This is a genomic window from Candidatus Liberibacter africanus PTSAPSY, assembly GCF_001021085.1.
Taxonomy (GTDB): Bacteria; Pseudomonadota; Alphaproteobacteria; order Rhizobiales; family Rhizobiaceae; genus Liberibacter; species Liberibacter africanus.
Genome location: NZ_CP004021.1, coordinates 1047406 through 1066595 on the forward strand (window position 1 = coordinate 1047406; position 19190 = coordinate 1066595).

Sequence of the window (19190 nt, forward strand, 5' to 3'; positions counted from 1 at the left end):
ATGCTATCAAAAACCAAATTATTTAATAAGCGTAAAAAATAAAGTATTGCAATGTCTGAAATACAAAAAACGGTTATCGGGATCGAAACAAGTTGTGATGAAACAGCTGTTGCTATAGTACGCAGTACAGATTCTCATAATGAGATTCTTGCAGAAGCTGTTTTATCTCAAATTGATCAACATAGTCATTACGGGGGAGTGATTCCTGAAATTGCTGCTCGTTCTCACGTAGATGTTTTAGATATTTTGATAAAACAAACCTTATTACGTGCTAATATGCAAATTTCTGACATGGATTCAATAGCAGTTACAGCGGGGCCAGGATTGATGGGAGGATTGATTGTTGGCTTAATGACGGCTAAAGCTATTTCTTATGCTAGTCATAAACCTTTTTACGCTATAAATCATTTAGAAGGCCATATTTTGACATCACGTTTGACAGATGGCGTTGCTTTTCCTTATTTGGTTTTATTGGTTTCTGGGGGGCATACACAAATTTTATTGGTAAGGAATATAGCGTGCTATGATCGCTTGGGAACAACTATAGATGATGCCATTGGAGAGTGTTTTGATAAAATTGCCAAGTCACTGGGATTGTCATATCCAGGCGGGGTGGAAATCGAAAAAGAGGCGTTAATGGGAGATGGTCAGCGTTTTAATTTTCCCTGTCCTTCGGTAGAAGGAACATTGTGCGATTTTTCTTTTTCTGGATTAAAAACATCTGTTCAGAGAACAATACGATCTTTTGAGGTTCTTAAAAAACAAGATGTATCTGATATTTGTGCATCATTTCAAGTAACGATTGTGCGTATTCTACAAGAAAGATTAAAGCAGGGATTTAATCTATTTAGTGAGGCTTTTCCACATAAAAAGGCAGTATTAGTGGTTTCTGGTGGGGTGGCTTCTAATAGTTTTATTCGCTCTTCTCTTGTTGATTTTTGTGCTTTACATGGTTTTCGTTTTATTGCTCCTCCAGCACGTTTATGTACGGATAATGCGGTAATGATTGCTTGGGCGGCTTTGGAAAGGATGGTGGCTGGATTTCCTTCAGATGATATATCTGTATTGCCTCGTCCTCGATGGCCTTTAGATGAAAAATCTCCTGCAAAAATAGGATCTGGTAAGCGCGGAGTCAAAGCATGAATAATTGTCATAAAATATTTGTGATTGGAGCTGGAGCTTTTGGAACAGCGCTTTCTAACATTATCGCATCACGCGGGCATGCAAATGTTACGTTGCTTGGACGTAACGTAAATATGATTAAACAACTTGAAGATACAAGAATCAATGCAAAATCTCTTCCTGATATAAAACTTTCTTCTCTTTTACATTTTTCATCGGATCATACGCTTTTGCAAGAGGCTGATATTGTCTTGTTTGCTACTTCTTCTAAGGGATATGGAGAGGCTCTTAATTTTTATAAAAAGTGGCTAAAAGATTGTGCACAAATTGTCATTTGTTCCAAAGGTTTTGAATATCATAGTGGAATGTTGCTCAGCACTTATTCAGAAAAAGTACTTCCATCTCATTCTATCTCAGTTCTTTCTGGTCCTGGTTTTGCATGCGATATTGCTCAAGAATTGCCTGTGGGAGTGATTTTGTCTTCTGAAAATATCGAGATATCACGTCGTCTTTCTAAGATTCTTTCGCATAATTCATTTCAAGTATATTGTTCAGATGATCGTATTGGTGTTCAAATTGGAGGTGCTTTAAAAAATGTTATTGCTATAGCGAGCGGTATTGCAAAAGGAAGAGGGTTTGGAGAATCGGCTCGCGCAATGATTATTGTGCAGGGTTTGTCAGAAATGATAAAATTGGCAGAAGCCATGGGAGGTCGTGCTGATACAATTCTAGGTTTGTCTGGTATAGGGGATTTAATATTAACAGCTACAAGTGAACAGTCTCGTAACTTTAGTTTTGGTGTATCGCTTGGAAAAGGAGAACAACAAAACTTTGACCAAATGCGGTTAGTAGAAGGGGGAATTGCAGCTTCACGCGTGATTCATATATCAAAAAAAATGGATTTGCATTTGCCAATTTTTCAGGCGATATCAGATATTATGATGAATCGATTGACTATAGATAAAGCATTGGGGATTTTTTTTGATCACTCTTGTAGAAATAAAAATTAATATAATTTACCTCATAGGTAGATTTTTATGAATGCGAGAGGGATAAATGGCATATTGGCTTGTAAAGTCTGAACCGTGTGTATGGTCTTGGAAAATGCAACAAGATAAAGGGCATATTGGGGAAGCTTGGACAGGAGTGCGTAATTATCAGGCTCGTAATAATATGAGGAAGATGTGTGTTGGTGATAAAGGATTTTTTTATCATTCTAATAAGGATCGTGAAATTGTAGGGATTATTGAAGTGATCACTTGCGCATATCCTGATCCAACAGCAGAGGGGTCGTCATGTTGGGAATGTGTAGATATACGTGCAGTTTGTAGTATGCCTTTTCCTGTTAATTTGGTATCTGTTAAAGCTAATTTGCGTCTTTCTCAAATGATTTTGGTTACATGTTCTCGTCTTTCGGTGCAACCTGTTACAATCGATGAGTATTTAGAAATATGTTGTATGGGAAAACTTTCTAATCCGCCACTTTAGTGAATACAAATATAGGTGTAATTTTTAAATTATAATTATTTTGTGCTTGTAATTTTTATAGGAATATTTTTTTGTATCAAATATTAATAATTTTATGAATATATTTGAAGCAATAATTTATGTTTGTATTGGAAAGGATTTATTTAAAATAGATGTTTAATATTAAGAATAATCGACCACTTTCTCCGCATTTACAAATTTATAAGTTGATTCCCACTATGTTTGTCTCTATTGCACATCGTATTGCGGGTTCGGTGGTTTATTTGGGAACTCCTGTAGTGGTTCTTTGGTTTTTTTGTGTTGCGAGTGGAAAGACTGCATTAAGTGATTTAAGGTATTATATAGACAGTTCTTTTTTCGAGGTATGTTTTTTTTTGTACACTTGGGCGATTATCCATCATATGTTAGGCGGTATTAGATATCTTATTTGGGATTCTGGTGCGTTATTAGATAAAAAAATCGCTACTCAAATGGCAAAAATTAACATTATTATTGCTGTCATAGTAGTATTGGCAATTTGGATAATAAAGGATATCGTCTAGAAAAATGAAGATGGGATTTTAATATGCGTAGTGGTTTAGGAAAAGTTCGGGGCATGGGATCTGCTAAGGATGGTACAGGGCATTTTTTAAAACAAAGGTTTACTGCCGTTGCTAATATTCCTTTTATTGTTTTTTTTATTGTTTTTTTTGTGAAGAATGGGAATTCTTCGTATGAGAATATTGTTTCTGTGATATCTAATGTTTTTATTGCATCTTTTATGGGATTAGGAATCATTTCGATCGCTGTACATATGCAACTTGGTATGCAAGTAATTATTGAAGATTATATTCATTCAAGGCCGCTTAAGGTTATGTTTCTTTTTATGAACAGTTTTTTTGTTTTTTTTCTTATTGCTTTTTCGTTGGTTTCCATTTTAAAGATTGCGGTCTTAGGTAATACCCTATGAGTAGTTCTTCTAGCCTTAAATCTGCATACACCTATGTGGATCATTCATATGATGTTGTCGTTGTCGGTGCTGGAGGGGCTGGATTACGTGCTACTTTAGGTATGGCTGAAAAGGGGTTTAAGACTGCGTGCATTACAAAAGTTTTTCCGACTCGTTCGCATACAGTTGCTGCGCAGGGAGGAATTGCAGCTTCACTTGCTAATATGACGCCAGATAGTTGGCAGTGGCATTTGTACGATACTATTAAAGGTTCTGATTGGCTTGGAGATGTAGATGCGGCTCAGTATCTTGCGATGGAAGCTCCGAATTCTGTTTATGAATTAGAGCATTATGGTGTTCCCTTTTCACGCAATGAATCTGGTAAAATTTATCAGCGTCCTTTTGGTGGACATATGCAAAACTATGGAGATGGTCCTCCAGTTCAAAGGACTTGTGCTGCCGCAGATAGAACAGGGCATGCTATTTTACATACTCTATATGGGCAAGCTCTGAAGAATAATGCAGAGTTTTTTATTGAATATTTCGCGCTTGATCTTATCAGCAATGCAGAAGGTCGATGTATTGGTGTTGTTGCTTGGCAGCTAGAGACAGGTGAGATTCATCGTTTTTCTGCTAAATTAGTTGTATTAGCGACTGGTGGATATGGTCGAGCTTACTTTTCTGCAACATCAGCCCATACTTGTACTGGTGATGGTGCTGGTATGATCGCTCGTGCAGGTCTTCCACTGCAGGATATGGAATTTGTACAGTTTCATCCGACAGGTATTTATGGTGCAGGTTGTCTTATTACAGAGGGAGCTCGTGGAGAGGGAGGCTATCTAGTCAACTCTAAAGGAGAACGTTTTATGGAGCGTTATGCTCCTTCGGCGAAAGATCTTGCTTCTCGTGACGTTGTTTCACGTTGTATGATGATGGAAATAAGAGAAGGGCGAGGTGTTGGTAAGAATAAGGATCATATATATCTATATTTAAATCATCTTGACCCTTCAATTCTTCAAGAGCGTTTGCCGGGTATATCCGAATCTGCGCGGATTTTTGCTGGCGTTGATGTAACACGCGATCCTATTCCTGTCATTCCTACTGTACATTATAATATGGGAGGTATTCCAACCAACTATTGGGGAGAAGTTTTAGATGCGGATAGTAGAAATCCAGAACGTTTTGCTCATGGTTTGATGGCGATTGGTGAAGCTGGATGTGCTTCAGTTCATGGTGCAAATCGTCTTGGATCAAATTCATTGATTGATTTAGTGGTTTTTGGTAGAGCTGCTGTTATCCGTGCTGCGGAGATAATTGATAAATCTTGCCCAATTCCTAGTTTGGATGTTTCTTCTTGTGATCGCATTATGGATCGATTTGATCGTTTGAGGCATGCTGATGGTCATATTCCTACTGCTATTTTGCGAGATAAGATGCAGCGAGCAATGCAATTAGATGCAGGTGTTTTTCGTACTCAAGAATCTCTATCCGATGGGTGTCGTAATCTTTCAGCTATTTGGAATGAAATGGCTGATCTAAAAGTTTATGATCGTTCGTTAATTTGGAATTCGGATCTTGTAGAAACTCTTGAATTGCAAAATTTGATGGTCAATGCGATTTCTACGGTTTACTCTGCAGAAGCCCGTAAAGAAAGCAGGGGATCTCATGCGAGAGAAGATTATAAAGATGGTGAATTTGGTGGACGTGATGATGTTAATTGGCGAAAACATTCTCTTTGTTGGGTTGATTGTTACACTGGGAAAATTAAGATTGATTATCGTCCAGTTCATACTGAATTACTTTGTGGTGGGATTGAATATTCTAAGATAGCTCCTAAAGCGCGTGTTTATTAGTATAGGTATTTTATTATGGTTCAAATTATGTTGCCAAAGAGATCTCGTGTGAAGAGAGGGAAAATTTGGAAAGCTCTTACTGGGGCAAAGAATTTGCGGGAATATCGTATTTATCGATGGAATCCTGATAATAAGGATAATCCGTCTATTGATACTTATCATGTCGATTTAGATGATTGTGGTCCTATGGTTCTTGATGGGCTTTTGTATATTAAAAATAAGGTTGATCCTACTTTAACTTTGCGTCGTTCGTGTCGCGAAGGTATTTGTGGTTCTTGTAGTATGAATATAGATGGTACTAATACATTAGCTTGTATAAAAGATATGAAAGATATTAAGGGGGCTGTAAAGGTATATCCCCTTCCTCATATGTCTGTAGTTAAAGATCTGGTTGTTGATATGTCGCATTTTTATGCTCAACATCGTTCAATTGAACCATGGCTTAAAACTGTTTCTTCAAAACCTGCTAAAGAGCTATTGCAGAGTCATGAAGATCGTCAGAAAATAGATGGTCTTTATGAGTGTGTTATGTGTGCTTGTTGCTCAACTTCTTGTCCAAGTTATTGGTGGAATTCTGATAGATATCTTGGTCCAGCTGTATTATTACAGGCGTATCGTTGGTTGGTTGATTCTCGAGATGAATTTCAAGGAGAGCGTCTTGATAACCTTGAAGATCCTTTTAGATTATATCGTTGTCATACAATTATAAATTGCGCTCAGAGTTGTCCTAAAGGGCTTAATCCAGCAAAAGCAATTGCGAAAATAAAAATGATGATGTTGGAGCGTAAATTATAATTTTATTTTGAATATTTTTTATGTTTAGAAATTTTTTTTGAATATGTTGGTTATTGGTGGTAACTATGAATGTGATAAGGAATGATAGATGCAATATTACCGTTTTGGTTTTATATTTTTTTTCATGCTCGTATTATCCTCTTATGGCTGTAAATATATAAATTTTAGTGAGTTTTTTTTAAAAAAAACTAATTATGATTCTACTGATGACTCTATTGAATCAGAGATTCTACCTGCGCCTGTTCCCGAAGAAGAATATTATGAGGACAATAATTCCGTTATAACTAAGGATAATACTTCTATTAGGATGGGAATAATAGGTGCTTGGAAGATATCACATAAGAATGGTTCTTGTAGTATGATTCTGACATTGACTCGATTTAAAAATAATTTTCGTGGAACTGCTGTAAATTGCAATGGTAGATTGGTCTCTTTGTCTGCGTGGAATATAATAGATGAGGATACATTTGAAATTAAAAATAAAAATGGCAAGAATATCGTTGTGTTTCATAAAATTGATCAGAATTCTTTTGAGGGATATTTTGTTGGGGAAAAATCTTCTAATGACTCTCCTCAGGATGAAGATGACAAACTTATCATTTCGCGGTAATTAGATTAGCGTTTCTTTTATCTTTTCTGAAATATTTATTTTGTGGGTGTACGTTGCTGTTTTTTGATTTCGTTGGCGGTGAACTTGTTTCATTAGTTCAAGATAAAAAAATAAAATATGATCCAAATCAAGAAAGAGTTGCGAAATCCTTTGATCGTATTCTAGCCAATTTATATAAGCATAAAAAACAGGAAAGCAGCATTTTTTCCAAGATTTTGAATTTTCTAACTATAAATAGAAAATATAGCCTTATTAAAGGCATTTATCTCTATGGAGGTGTTGGAAAAGGTAAAAGTATGCTTATGAACATTTTTTTTACGCTTGTTCCTACAAAAAAGAAGTGCAAACTTCATTTTTATGAATTTATGAAAAGTGTTCATAGCCGTATTATTACGTATCGCAATAAGATAGAAATTGGAGAAATTACCGAATCAGATCTTATATCATTGGTTGCAGAATCGATTATTTTAGAATCGAGAGTAATATGCCTTGATGAATTAATGGTAACTAATATTGCTGATGCAATGATTTTGTCTCGATTATTTTCTGCACTACTTTCACGCGGTTGTATTATAGTGATTACATCAAATTTTATTCCGGAAAGTCTTTATGAAGATGGAATAAATCGTGATCTTCTTATTCCGTTTATAACGCTTTTGCGGGAACAACTTGAAGTGATTTGTTTGGATTCAGAACAAGATTATCGTAGAAAAGAGAAGACAGTTCTTCCTATTTATATTACTCCACTTGATTCTGACAATAGAGTGCTCATGGACAAGTTGTGGGCTTATATAATAAAAGGAAATAAATCTCTTTCTTGTGATATTGTTACAGAGGTAGGGTATAAGATTCATGTCCCCTTTTTTTGTGATAGAACAGCGCGCTTTTCTTTTTTTGATCTTTGTGATAGGCTTCTGTCTGCTAATGATTTTGTAGAAATTGCTACCCGATTTGATATTGTTATTATAGATGATATTCCATTATTAAAAAGAGATCATAAGGATTGGATAAAACGCTTTATCATGTTAATAGATGTTTTCTATGAACATAAAACTGGTTTAATTATATCAGCTGAAGTGGGTATAGAGCTTTTGTTTTCCGATCAAGGAGTTTTAAAATTTGAATTTCAAAGGACTATCTCTCGGTTATTTGAGATGTTTAGTGTGCAATATATTGGTAGGCATCATATTATAGTGGATGTTTGTAATATTTTATTATCAACTAAAGGTGTAAATTATTTTCTAAAACAATAAGTAATTTTTATATATAAAGGCAAACGATATTTTTCTTGTAGAAAGCTTGTAGAAAGGATGCGTAATGAAGTCGAATAAGATTGCTCTTATAGGGTCTGGGATGATTGGCGGAACACTTGCGCATCTTGCTGCCCTTAAAAAGCTTGGAGATGTTGTTTTGCTTGATATAGTAGACGGTATGCCGCGTGGAAAAGCGCTTGATATTGCAGAATCTTCACCAGTTGAAGGTTTTGATGTGCAGTTAGGTGGAACTAGTGATTATTCCGATATTGCGGGAGCTGATGTTTGTATTGTCACAGCTGGGATTCCTCGCAAACCATCGATGAGTCGTGATGATTTGCTTGCTGATAATTTAAAGTCTATTGAAAAAGTAGGGGCAGGGATTCGTAAATATGCTCCTGATTCATTCGTGATTTGTATTACGAATCCTCTTGATGCTATGGTATGGGCTCTTCAGAAATTTTCTGGTTTACCATCGCATATGGTGGTTGGAATGGCGGGTATTTTGGATTCAGCGCGGTTTCGCTATTTTTTAGCACAAGAGTTTGGTGTTTCTGTTGAATCTGTGACTGCTCTTGTATTGGGTAGTCATGGGGATTCTATGGTTCCAATGGTTAGATATGCTACTGTTTCCGGTATTCCTATTCTTGATCTTGTGAAACTTGGTTGGACCACGCAAGAAAAAATTGATCAAATTGTCAAGAGAACTCGTGAAGGTGGTGCGGAGATTGTTGGATTGCTTGGATCTGGTTCTGCATATTATGCTCCTGCTTCTTCTGCTATAGCAATGGCGGAGTCATACTTAAGAAATAAGAAAAATCTATTTCCTTGTGCGGCATATCTTTCAGGACAATATGGTGTTGATGGATTTTACGTTGGAGTTCCAGTTATTATTGGGCATAAAGGAGTTGAAAAGATTGTTGAATTAAACTTTGTTGCTGATGAAAAGGATACTTTTCAAAAATCAGTCAATGCTACTGTTAATTTATGCAATTCTTGTACTAAATTGGTTTCATCTTTGGCATAAAAGGATAGTGATGTATTATGGATATTCATGAATATCAAGCTAAGGCGTTATTAAAAAAATATGGAGTTCCAGTTGCTGACGGCGTGGTAATTTCATCTGTTCATGAGGCAGAATCAGCAATTAAAAGTCTTCCTGGCAAATTATATGTTGTTAAAAGTCAGATTCATGCTGGAGGGCGAGGTAAAGGGTTTTTTAAAGAGTTACCTGCTGGTTCAAAGGGCGGTGTACGTGTTGAGAGTTCTTTCGAATCTGTTATGTCTGATATTCGTGAGATGCTTGGTGCCACACTTGTAACAAAACAAACTGGACCAATGGGCAGCAAAGTTAATCATTTGTACATTGAAGATGGTGCTGATATTGAAAAAGAATTATATCTTTCTCTTTTGGTAGATAGAATGTCCGGTAAGATTGCTTTTATTGCTTCTACTCAAGGAGGAATGGACATTGAGGAAGTTGCTAAAGACAGTCCTGATAACATTTGCAAACTGCTTATTGATTCTGTGATAGGGGTTACTTCTGAAGATGTTGCAAAATTGTGTGATGTTCTTAAATTAAAAGGACAAGCTCGTATCGATGGTGAGCTTCTTTTCCCTAGTCTTTATAAGGCTTTTTGTGAAAAAGATATGAGTTTGCTAGAAATTAACCCATTGATTATTATGGAAAATGGTCGTTTAAGAGTATTAGATTCTAAAATATCTTTTGATGATAATGCGTTATATCGGCAGTCAGATATTCAAGAATTACGTGATGTTTTAGAGGAAGACATCAGAGAAATAGAAGCTAAAAAGCATGATCTTTCTTATATAGCGCTTGATGGTAATATTGGTTGTATGGTTAATGGTGCTGGTTTAGCCATGGCGACCATGGATATTATTAAACTGTACGGAGGATCTCCTGCTAATTTTCTCGACGTTGGAGGGGGTGCTGATCAAGACAAAGTAGCAGCAGCTTTTAAGATTATCACATCAGATCATTCTGTTAAGGGCATACTGATCAATATATTTGGGGGTATTATGAGATGTGATGTGTTGGTCAAGGGAATTTTATCTGCCGTTCAAGAAGTAAAGATCAATATTCCCCTTGTTATGCGTCTAGAAGGAGCTAATGTGGATATTGGAAATAAATTGATTATGGAAAGTGGTTTGAACGTTATTACTGCAATTGATTTAGATGATGCAGCTCAGAAAATAGTACATGCAGTGAAAGGAGTTTGAATATTGTGTCTATCCTAGTTGATAAGAATACCAAAGTTCTTGTTCAAGGATTAACAGGTAAGGCTGGAACTTTTCATACAGAACAAGCTATTCTTTATTGTAACACACAGATTGTTGGGGGAATACATCCTAAGAAAGGCGGTACTTATTGGTCTGGAGCAAATGTTGAAGTCCCTGTTTTTTCTACTGTTGCAAAAGCAAAAGAGATTACAGGTGCTAATGCTTCTGTGATATATGTCCCTCCTAGCGGAGCTTGTGATGCTATTATTGAATCTATTGAAGCGGAAATTCCTTTGATTGTTTGTATTACTGAAGGTATACCAGTTTTAGATATGGTTCGAGTAAAAGCTCATCTTGAAAAATCTTCTTCTCGACTTATTGGGCCTAATTGTCCTGGAATTTTGACACCTGATTCCTGCAAAATAGGAATTATGCCAGGTTCTATTTTCCGCAAAGGATCTGTGGGCATTTTATCTCGTTCTGGAACTCTTACATATGAAGCTGTATACCAAACCTCTAAAGAAGGATTGGGGCAAAGTACAGCTGTCGGTATTGGTGGTGATTCTGTGAAAGGAACAGAGTTTATAGATATTCTTGAGTTGTTTTTAAAGGATGATGCTACAGAATCAATTGTTATGGTTGGTGAAATTGGGGGAACAGCAGAAGAAGAGGCTGCTATTTTTTTAAAAGATGAGGCTAGATGTGGAAGAAAGAAACCGATGGTTGGTTTTGTTTCTGGTACCACAGCGCCTCCTGGTCGCACTATGGGGCATGCTGGTGCAGTTATTTCTGGTGGTAAAGGAAAAGCTGAAGATAAAATAGCAGCGATGCAGGAAGCTGGCATTCGTATTGCCACTTCTCCTGCGCGTATTGGAAAAACTCTCGTAGAATTATTAGATAGTTTATAATATTTTAAAATTATATATTTTTAGCGGAACGTGTTTTATATCGTTGATAGCTATGGATAATGGTGGGAAAAATGACGCCACAAAATTTAAATAAGAGATTTTCTATTTCTTCTTTTCTAGATAGAACTAATTATTGTTATATTGAAGATCTATATAAGGATTATCAAGAAGATCCTTCTAGTATTTGCAAGGATTGGCATCCCCTTTTTTTGTTTCTTGATGATCATTCTAAAAATTATGATAGCTTAGAAGATGGAATTGATTTTTTTATACGAGAAGAAAATGCTTCTGCTAGTACTATTTTTTCGAGAGAGAAAAACGGCGCAGATCATTCTTTTGATTTAACTGAAGTTCAATCTGTAAAAGATTTTTTTCAAGTAATGAGGATGGTAGATGCATATCGTTCATGTGGTCATTTTAAGGCAAATATCGATCCATTAGGATTTAATAATCATCATAAAGACTTACCAGAATTATCTCCCGCCTATTATGGATTTGTTGAATCTGATTATAATCGTAAAATTTGCATGAAAGGTTTACTGGGCCTTGATAATGCAACAATCCCTGAGATTGTAGATGTTCTTTCTCGTCTATACTGTTCAAGCATAGGTGTAGAGTTTATGCACATCGTCAATTCTGTAGAAAGGGATTGGGTGCAAGATGCTGTTGAAAATCAAGGTTTATCGTATTCTTTTTCTACGGAAGAGAGAAAAGATATCTTAGACAAATTAGTGAGAGCAGAGGGATTTGAAAAGTTTATTGATATAAAATACAAAGGAGCAAAGCGTTTTGGTGCCGATGGTTCTGAGGTTATTATTCCAGCTATAGAGGAAATTATTGGCCAGGGATCTCAACAAGGTGTCAATGAGGTCATTTTGGGAATGGCTCATCGAGGTCGTTTAAATGTCTTGTCTCAGATAATGAATAAGATGCCGCGCGCTATTTTTTGTGAATTTACAGGAAAAGATTATTCAGAAAAAGAGTATTCAGGAGATGTGAAATATCATTTGGGATTTTGTTGTAGTCGCAAAATTTATGGAAAAAATGTTAATTTGTTGCTATGTAGCAATCCTTCACATCTTGAATTTGTCGGTCCTGTAGCCGTAGGGAGCGTACGTGCTAGACAGGATTTAAAAGCTGGTATTTTGAGGGAAGAGAATGTCTCTTTGGAAAAACGCTCTCAAGTTTTGCCCATCATTATTCACGGAGATGCCGCTTTTGTTGGGCAGGGAGTGGTATCTGAAACTTTTGGTTTGTCTGGTTTGTCTGGATATACTGTTGCAGGGAATATTCATTTAATTATTAATAATCAAATTGGTTTTACGACAAGTCCTTTTTCAGCCCGTTCTTCTCATTATTCTTCAGACATAGCCAAATCTATTGGTGTTCCTATTTTTCACGTTAATGGGGATGATCCAGAATCTGTGATTCGTGTTATTAGAATGGCTGTTGCGTTTCGTATGAAATTTCATAAATCTGTAGTGATAGATTTGGTGTGTTATCGTCGTTTTGGGCACAATGAAGGAGATGAGCCTTCTTTTACACAACCAATAATGTATAAAACAATACGTTCACATGAATCTACCCTTCAGTTGTATGCTAATTCTCTTATTAAAAATAAAGTTATTTCTAGACAAGAATTACAATCTTTAGTTGATGATTGGCGTTCGTACTTGGAAAAAGAATTCAAGGAAATAGACAGTTATATTCCTGACAAAGCATCTCTTTCGGATAGAGATTTATTTTTTTCATCTCCACGTGATAATTCTAAAAAAGAGCGAAAGACCTCTATCTCGAGAGAAATACTGCAGGAAATAGGTTCTAAAATTTCTTGTCTTCCAAGTTCTTTTAAGGCGCATAAGATTATTGAACGCCTGATGGCAAATCGTAAAAAGATGATAGAACTGGGCGAAGGAATTGATTGGAGTATGGCAGAAGCTTTAGCTTTTGGTTCTCTTTGCTATGAAGGTTATAAAGTGCGTTTATCAGGACAAGATTGTGAACGTGGTACTTTTTCTCAACGTCACGCCGTTTTATATGATCAGGAAACGGAAAGGCGTTATTTCCCTTTAGGTAATATTTCAAAAGATCAAGGGCATTGTGAAATCATTAATTCTTTTCTTTCTGAACAAGCTGTCTTGGGATTTGAATATGGTTATTCTTTAAATAATCCTGGTGCATTGACTATTTGGGAGGCGCAATTTGGAGATTTTGCTAATGGTGCTCAAGTTATATTAGATCAGTTTGTTGTTGCTGGAGAGCAAAAGTGGTTATGTTCTTCTAATTTAGTGTGTTTGTTGCCGCATGGATATGAAGGGCAAGGCTCAGAACATTCTTCTGCTCGACTTGAAAGATTTTTGCAAATGTGTGCGGAAAATAATATGTATGTTGCTAATTGTACATTGCCTTCTAATTACTTTCATATCCTGCGTCGTCAACTTTGCGATCATTCTTCTAGACCATTGATTATGATGACGCCGAAGTCTTTATTAAGGCATAAAAGGGTTGTTTCATCTCTTTCGGATATGGTTTGTGGAAGTACTTTTCAGTCGGTATTATCAGATGACGCTGATTATGGCAGGGTTTCTGTAAAAATAACGGAAGACTCTCGTATTCGTCGTGTTATCTTGTGTACAGGAAAGGTTTATTATGATCTTTTAGATCATCGTGATAAGTTAAAAGTCTCTGATATTTATCTAGTGCGTATTGAACAACTATATCCTTTTCCAGAAGATTGTCTGATAAAAGTTCTTTCGCGTTTTGTTCAAGCTGAGGTGGTTTGGTGTCAAGAAGAGCCTCAAAATATGGGGGCATGGACTTTTATTGAGCCTTATTTGGGAAAAATATTGCATGCTATTGGCTCAAGTTGCTCTCGTGTTCGTTATTTTGGGCGTCTTCCCGCAGCGTCTACGGCTGTAGGTCATATGTCTCGACATTTAGAACAATTATCTTCTTTTGTTGAGGATGTTTTAAAATAAAGATTCAATGATATTCTTAGTATTATTAATGAAATTGGTCTTTTAAAAATAGGAATTTATAAGTGATGGCTACAAAAATTATATTGCCTTCTTTGGGGGAATCCGTCAGTGAAGCAACGGTTGGGCAGTGGATTAAAGAAGTTGGTGATTTCGTTAAAATTGGTGAAACTTTGGTTAGTCTTGAAACTGATAAGGTGACGATTGAAGTGCCTTCTCCTGTCTCGGGTAAATTGAAAGAGGTTTCTTTTTCAGCAGGTGAAATAGTTACTCCTGGAGCATTTTTAGGATATATTGAAGAAGTTGAGGATCATGATTTTTCTCAGAAAAAAGATGCTCCTGTTACAGTATGTGATACATCTGAAAATTTTCAAATGCCACATTCTCCATCTGCTTCTAAATTAATAGCAGAGCATGATTTATCTCCTGCTGACATTAAGGGAACGGGCAAAAGAGGTCAGATATTAAAATCTGATGTTATGGAAGCAATCGCTCATTCTGGATCTTCTACTGATAAATCAAAAATTGATTCGGGGAAAAAAGGTATTTTTTCTAGGATTTTTAGCAGTTCCTCTAATAGTTCTGAAAAATCTAGTGTTACCGAAGGGTTGTCTGAAGAGCGTGTCAAAATGTCTCGTTTACGTTATACTATTTCTAAACGCTTGAAAGATGCGCAGAATACAGCTGCTATTTTGAGTACGTATAATGAAGTTGATATGTCTCGTATTATTTCTATTCGATCTCGCTATAAGGATCTCTTTGAGAAGAAGCATGGTGTTAAGTTAGGTTTTATGGGATTCTTTACCAAAGCAGTGAGTTGTGTTTTACAAGAAATTAGAGGTGTTAATGCAGAGATTGATGGCGATCATATTGTATATAAGAATTACTGCCATATTGGTGTAGCGGTGGGAACAGACAGAGGTCTTGTGGTGCCAGTTGTACGTCATGCAGATAAAATGACCATTGTGAAGATTGAGAGAGAGATTGTTCGTCTTGGTCAAGAAGCTCGAGCAGGGCGGATTTCTATGAGTGATCTGCAAGGTGGTACATTTACTATATCGAATGGTGGAGTTTATGGTTCGCTTCTATCTGCTCCAATATTAAATCCGCCGCAATCAGGTATTCTTGGTATGCATAAGATTCAAGAAAGACCAATAGCAGAGGATGGACAAGTCCTCATTCGTCCTATGATGTATCTTGCTTTATCATATGATCATCGTATAGTGGATGGCAAAGAAGCTGTAACATTCTTAGTTCGTTTGAAAGAGTTGCTTGAAAATCCTGAGCGTTTCATATTGGGTTTGTAAACGGGATTTATAGGATGGATTTCTTGATGGAATGAAGAAAATGATTCATTTAAAACGGGAAAAATAATGGTTTATGATGTTATTGTTATAGGAAGCGGGCCTGCTGGTTATGCTTGTGCTATAAAAGCTGCTCAATTAAAAAATAAAGTTGCTATAGTAGAAAAAGAAAAATCTTATGGCGGAACTTGTTTGAATATTGGGTGTATTCCTTCAAAATCTTTGCTCTATACGTCAGAGGTTTATCATCATATTTCTAAAGGGATAAACAATTTAGGGATAAATATTCCATCTTTTCAACTGGATTTAGAAAAGATGATGTCTTACAAGAAGTCTGTTGTCCAATCTAATGTTCAAGGAATAGATTTTCTTTTGAAGAAAAATAAAATTACTTCCTATCATGGGGTAGCAAAGATTGTTTCTACTAATCAAGTATTGGTTAAAAGTAGTTCTTCGGAAGAGATTGTTAAAGCAAAGAATATAGTTATTGCCACTGGATCAGAAGTATCTGGTTTGCCGGGTATGTCGATTAATTTTGATGAAAAAGTCATTGTATCTTCTACAGGTGCTCTTTCATTTTCTTCTGTTCCACAGAATTTATTAGTTATCGGTGCTGGGGTAATTGGTTTAGAATTAGGTTCTGTTTGGATGCGCCTTGGTTCTCGTGTAAAGATTATTGAGCATTCTAATACTATTTTAAATGGAATGGATAAAGAGATAGCAGGGCAATTCCTCAAAATAATATCCAAACAGGGAATGGATTTTCAACTTAATTCACAAGTTGTTTCTATCAAAAAAGAGTCAAATAAAGTTTGTGTATCTTGTAAAGATGTTGATGGTAAGTCTATAGATCTAGAATCTGATGCTGTTTTGGTTGCCACAGGACGTAGGCCATATACGAAAGATTTGGGGCTTAAAGAGATAGGTGTCAGCGTTGATCAGCGCGGACGCATAGAAATAGGAGATGAATTTCAAACATCTATCCCCAATATTTATGCTATCGGAGATGTTGTTCGTGGACCGATGTTAGCTCATAAAGCAGAGGATGAAGCTATTGCAGTTGCTGAGATTATTTCTGGTCAAAAAGGACATGTCAATTATGGAACCATTCCGAGCGTTATCTATACTAATCCTGAGATTGCTTCGATAGGCAAAACCGAAGAACAATTAAAATCTGAAAACAAGTATTATAAAGTAGGAAAGTTTCCTTTTAGTGCTAACGGTAGAGCGCGCTCTATGAATTCCACCGATGGTTTTGTAAAAATATTGGCAGATAAGAATAGTGATCGGATAGAAGGTGTACATATTATAGGTGTTGGTGCTGGAGAAATGATACACGAAGCAGCTGTTTTGATGGAATTTGGGGGAGCTTCAGAAGATCTATCTCGTATTTGTCATGCACATCCAACAATGTCGGAAGCTATAAGAGAAGCGGCATTATCTTGTTTTGATAAGCCAATTCATATGTAATTTATTTTTTCTTAATCAAGATAGAAAGAAAAGAGAAGTAAAATGGACACTCTTCAGATGAGGAGAATTGCTGCTCGTTTGGCTACAGAGTATGTTGCTGATGGGATGACTTTGGGGATGGGGACAGGTAGAACCTCCAAAGAGTTTATGATTTTGCTTTCTGAAAAGATTGCAAATGGTTTTCGTGTTCAGGTTGTTCCATCTTCGAAAGATACAGAAGAATTTTGTAAAAAGAATCGTATTCCTTTGCTCTCTCCAGAGGATGTTTCGTCCATTGATTTAAGTATAGATGGTTTTGATGAGATAGATTCTCGATTGCGTCTCATTAAAGGATATGGAGGAGCGCTTCTCCGCGAAAAGATTATTGCTCATTCCTCTTCTCGTTTTATTGTCATTGGAGATGAAAGTAAAAAAGTTGATTTTTTAGGAAGGGGAATGCTTCCAATAGAAGTTGATCAGTTTGGTGTAAGTAAGACTATTTCTGCGCTTAAGGAATTAGCTTCTTGTTTTGGTTTGAATGAAGAATTGCGTTTGCGTAAAAATGAATCCGGTTTATTTATCAGTGACGGAGGCAATTATATTATTGATGCTTTTTTTGGATTTATTCCGGATCCTCAAATGTTATCAGGGGAGTTGTGTAGCATACCAGGTGTTATAGAGCATGGTTTATTTGTTGATATGGTAGATTGTGCAATTATTGGTATGTCTAATGGAGAATGTTTAGTTTTACAAAAATAATTACTATTTTTGTATAGATATGATTTTTTGTTCCATAAATAATCTCTGTAGATATTTTTAGCTATTTATCTATGAAGCCTAAATTAGTTGGGGAGTTCAGATATGAGTTATGAATATGATCTTATTGTAATAGGAGCTGGGTCTTCAGGTGTTCGTTCTGCTCGTTTAGCAGCTCAGATTGGAAAAAAAGTAGCTATTTGTGAAGAATATCGTGTTGGTGGTACTTGTGTTATTAGGGGATGTGTTCCTAAAAAACTGATGTTTTATGCATCGCAATATTCTGAACACTTTGAGGATTCTAAAGGTTTTGGGTGGAATATTGATCGTCAAAGTTTTGATTGGCCATCGCTTATTGTTTCACAAAATAAAGAATTATCTCGTCTCGAATCCTTTTATCATGGTCGTTTAAAAGATTCAGGGGTAGAAATATTTAAGAGTAAGGGAGTTATTTCTTCTCCTCATGAAGTATATCTTGAAGATATAGATCGTACTATTACGGCACAGTACATTGTCATTGCTACAGGTAGATGTGCTGATCGTATGGATTTTGAAGGTTGTGATTTATGCATAACATCAGAGGAAGTTTTTTCTTTGAAAAGTTTGCCTCGGTCTATTGTAATTATAGGTGGAGGGTATATTGCGGTTGAATTTGCTAATATTTTTAATTCTTTGGGATCAAACGTTACTATAGTAACTCGTGGTAATAGTATACTTTCTAGTTTTGATTTTGATATCCATCAAGGATTGACGGATATCATGGTTTCGAAAGGAATCCGTATTCTTCCTAATGATACAATTTCCAGCGTTTCAAGAGAATCAGAGCAATTTAAAAGTATTTTGAAGTCTGGCGATATTATAAAGAGCGATCAAGTAATGCTTGCAGTAGGTCGTACGCCTAGGACTGCGGATATAGGTCTCGAGAAAGTAGGAGTCAAAAAAGATACAAATGGCCTTATTATTATAGATCGCTATTCGCGTACAAATGTTCATTCTATTTTTGCTTTGGGTGATATTAGTGGTAAAATACAATTAACACCCTCTGCCATTCATGATGCAGTTTGTTTTGTTGAAACAGTATTTAAAAATAATCCCATGGTTCCAGACTATGATTTGATTCCTACTGCAGTTTTTTCGAATCCTGAGGTTGGTTCTGTTGGATTAACTGAACAAGAAGCTATGCATAAATTTCACAAATTAGAAATTTATAAGACAAAATTTTTTCCTCTGAAATGTTTTCTTTCAAAACGTTTTGAGCACACAATAATGAAGATTATTGTTAATGCAGATGATCGTATAGTTTTAGGAGTGCATATTCTTGGACATGGAGCAAGTGAGATAATCCAAGTATTGGGTATTTGTTTAAAATCTCGCTGTGTAAAAGAAGATTTTGATCGTTGCATGGCAGTGCATCCAACAGCAACCGAAGAGTTGGTTACAATGTATCTTCCAGAATATGTAATTGAAAATGGTATTAAAAAATTTATTTAGTGTAAATAAGTAAGATA

At 36.0% G+C, this 19190-nt stretch carries 17 protein-coding genes; all 17 read left to right on the forward strand.

What is annotated here, in order from left to right; all coding sequences use genetic code 11:
* The first annotated feature begins 51 nt into the window (after positions 1-51).
* The 17 genes from tsaD to gorA all read left to right on the forward strand — a co-directional run bounded on the left by tsaD (position 52) and on the right by gorA (position 19173).
* Entirely contained in the window at positions 52-1143 is a 1092-nt protein-coding gene (gene tsaD / locus G293_RS04720) for a tRNA (adenosine(37)-N6)-threonylcarbamoyltransferase complex transferase subunit TsaD (RefSeq protein WP_047264515.1), read from the forward strand.
* Positions 1140-2132 (forward strand): NAD(P)H-dependent glycerol-3-phosphate dehydrogenase, encoded by a 993-nt coding sequence (locus tag G293_RS04725; RefSeq protein ID WP_047264516.1) that lies wholly within the window; start codon positions 1140-1142, stop codon positions 2130-2132. Before tsaD ends, G293_RS04725 begins: the two co-directional genes overlap by 4 nt.
* A 46-nt stretch (positions 2133-2178) precedes the next feature.
* On the forward strand, positions 2179-2610 hold the full coding sequence (locus G293_RS04730; protein ID WP_047264517.1) for an EVE domain-containing protein: 432 nt from the start codon (positions 2179-2181) through the stop codon (positions 2608-2610).
* Positions 2611-2762: 152 nt separating this feature from the next.
* Complete coding sequence (gene sdhC, locus G293_RS04735) at positions 2763-3152, forward strand: succinate dehydrogenase, cytochrome b556 subunit (RefSeq protein WP_047264518.1); 390 nt, start codon at positions 2763-2765, stop codon at positions 3150-3152.
* A 23-nt stretch (positions 3153-3175) separates the two neighbouring features.
* On the forward strand, positions 3176-3559 hold the full coding sequence (sdhD, locus tag G293_RS04740) for a succinate dehydrogenase, hydrophobic membrane anchor protein (protein WP_047264519.1): 384 nt from the start codon (positions 3176-3178) through the stop codon (positions 3557-3559).
* A complete protein-coding gene (gene sdhA / locus G293_RS04745) occupies positions 3556-5391 on the forward strand; it encodes a succinate dehydrogenase flavoprotein subunit (protein ID WP_047264520.1) in 1836 nt (611 codons plus the stop codon). Before sdhD ends, sdhA begins: the two co-directional genes overlap by 4 nt.
* A gap of 15 nt (positions 5392-5406) precedes the next feature.
* Positions 5407-6186: a succinate dehydrogenase iron-sulfur subunit gene (locus G293_RS04750; RefSeq protein ID WP_047264521.1), complete on the forward strand. Its 780-nt coding sequence runs from the start codon at positions 5407-5409 to the stop codon at positions 6184-6186.
* 88 nt (positions 6187-6274) lie between these two features.
* Complete coding sequence (locus G293_RS04755) at positions 6275-6796, forward strand: AprI/Inh family metalloprotease inhibitor (protein WP_047264522.1); 522 nt, start codon at positions 6275-6277, stop codon at positions 6794-6796.
* A 53-nt stretch (positions 6797-6849) separates the two neighbouring features.
* On the forward strand, positions 6850-8049 hold the full coding sequence (gene zapE / locus G293_RS04760) for a cell division protein ZapE (RefSeq protein WP_244464379.1): 1200 nt from the start codon (positions 6850-6852) through the stop codon (positions 8047-8049).
* A 64-nt stretch (positions 8050-8113) separates the two neighbouring features.
* Entirely contained in the window at positions 8114-9076 is a 963-nt protein-coding gene (gene mdh, locus G293_RS04765; RefSeq protein WP_047264523.1) for a malate dehydrogenase, read from the forward strand.
* A gap of 17 nt (positions 9077-9093) precedes the next feature.
* A complete protein-coding gene (gene sucC, locus G293_RS04770) occupies positions 9094-10290 on the forward strand; it encodes an ADP-forming succinate--CoA ligase subunit beta (protein WP_047264524.1) in 1197 nt (398 codons plus the stop codon).
* 5 nt (positions 10291-10295) lie between these two features.
* On the forward strand, positions 10296-11198 hold the full coding sequence (sucD, locus tag G293_RS04775) for a succinate--CoA ligase subunit alpha (RefSeq protein WP_047264525.1): 903 nt from the start codon (positions 10296-10298) through the stop codon (positions 11196-11198).
* A 71-nt stretch (positions 11199-11269) separates the two neighbouring features.
* The gene (locus tag G293_RS04780; protein ID WP_047264734.1) at positions 11270-14176 is read left to right on the forward strand and encodes a 2-oxoglutarate dehydrogenase E1 component; all 2907 of its coding nucleotides are present in this window, start codon (positions 11270-11272) and stop codon (positions 14174-14176) included.
* 65 nt (positions 14177-14241) lie between these two features.
* On the forward strand, positions 14242-15480 hold the full coding sequence (odhB, locus tag G293_RS04785) for a 2-oxoglutarate dehydrogenase complex dihydrolipoyllysine-residue succinyltransferase (RefSeq protein WP_047264526.1): 1239 nt from the start codon (positions 14242-14244) through the stop codon (positions 15478-15480).
* 66 nt (positions 15481-15546) lie between these two features.
* Positions 15547-16947: a dihydrolipoyl dehydrogenase gene (gene lpdA / locus G293_RS04790; RefSeq protein ID WP_047264527.1), complete on the forward strand. Its 1401-nt coding sequence runs from the start codon at positions 15547-15549 to the stop codon at positions 16945-16947.
* Positions 16948-16989: 42 nt separating this feature from the next.
* Complete coding sequence (gene rpiA, locus G293_RS04795; RefSeq protein ID WP_047264528.1) at positions 16990-17685, forward strand: ribose-5-phosphate isomerase RpiA; 696 nt, start codon at positions 16990-16992, stop codon at positions 17683-17685.
* A 102-nt stretch (positions 17686-17787) separates the two neighbouring features.
* The gene (gorA, locus tag G293_RS04800) at positions 17788-19173 is read left to right on the forward strand and encodes a glutathione-disulfide reductase (RefSeq protein ID WP_047264529.1); all 1386 of its coding nucleotides are present in this window, start codon (positions 17788-17790) and stop codon (positions 19171-19173) included.
* Positions 19174-19190 lie beyond the last annotated feature (17 nt).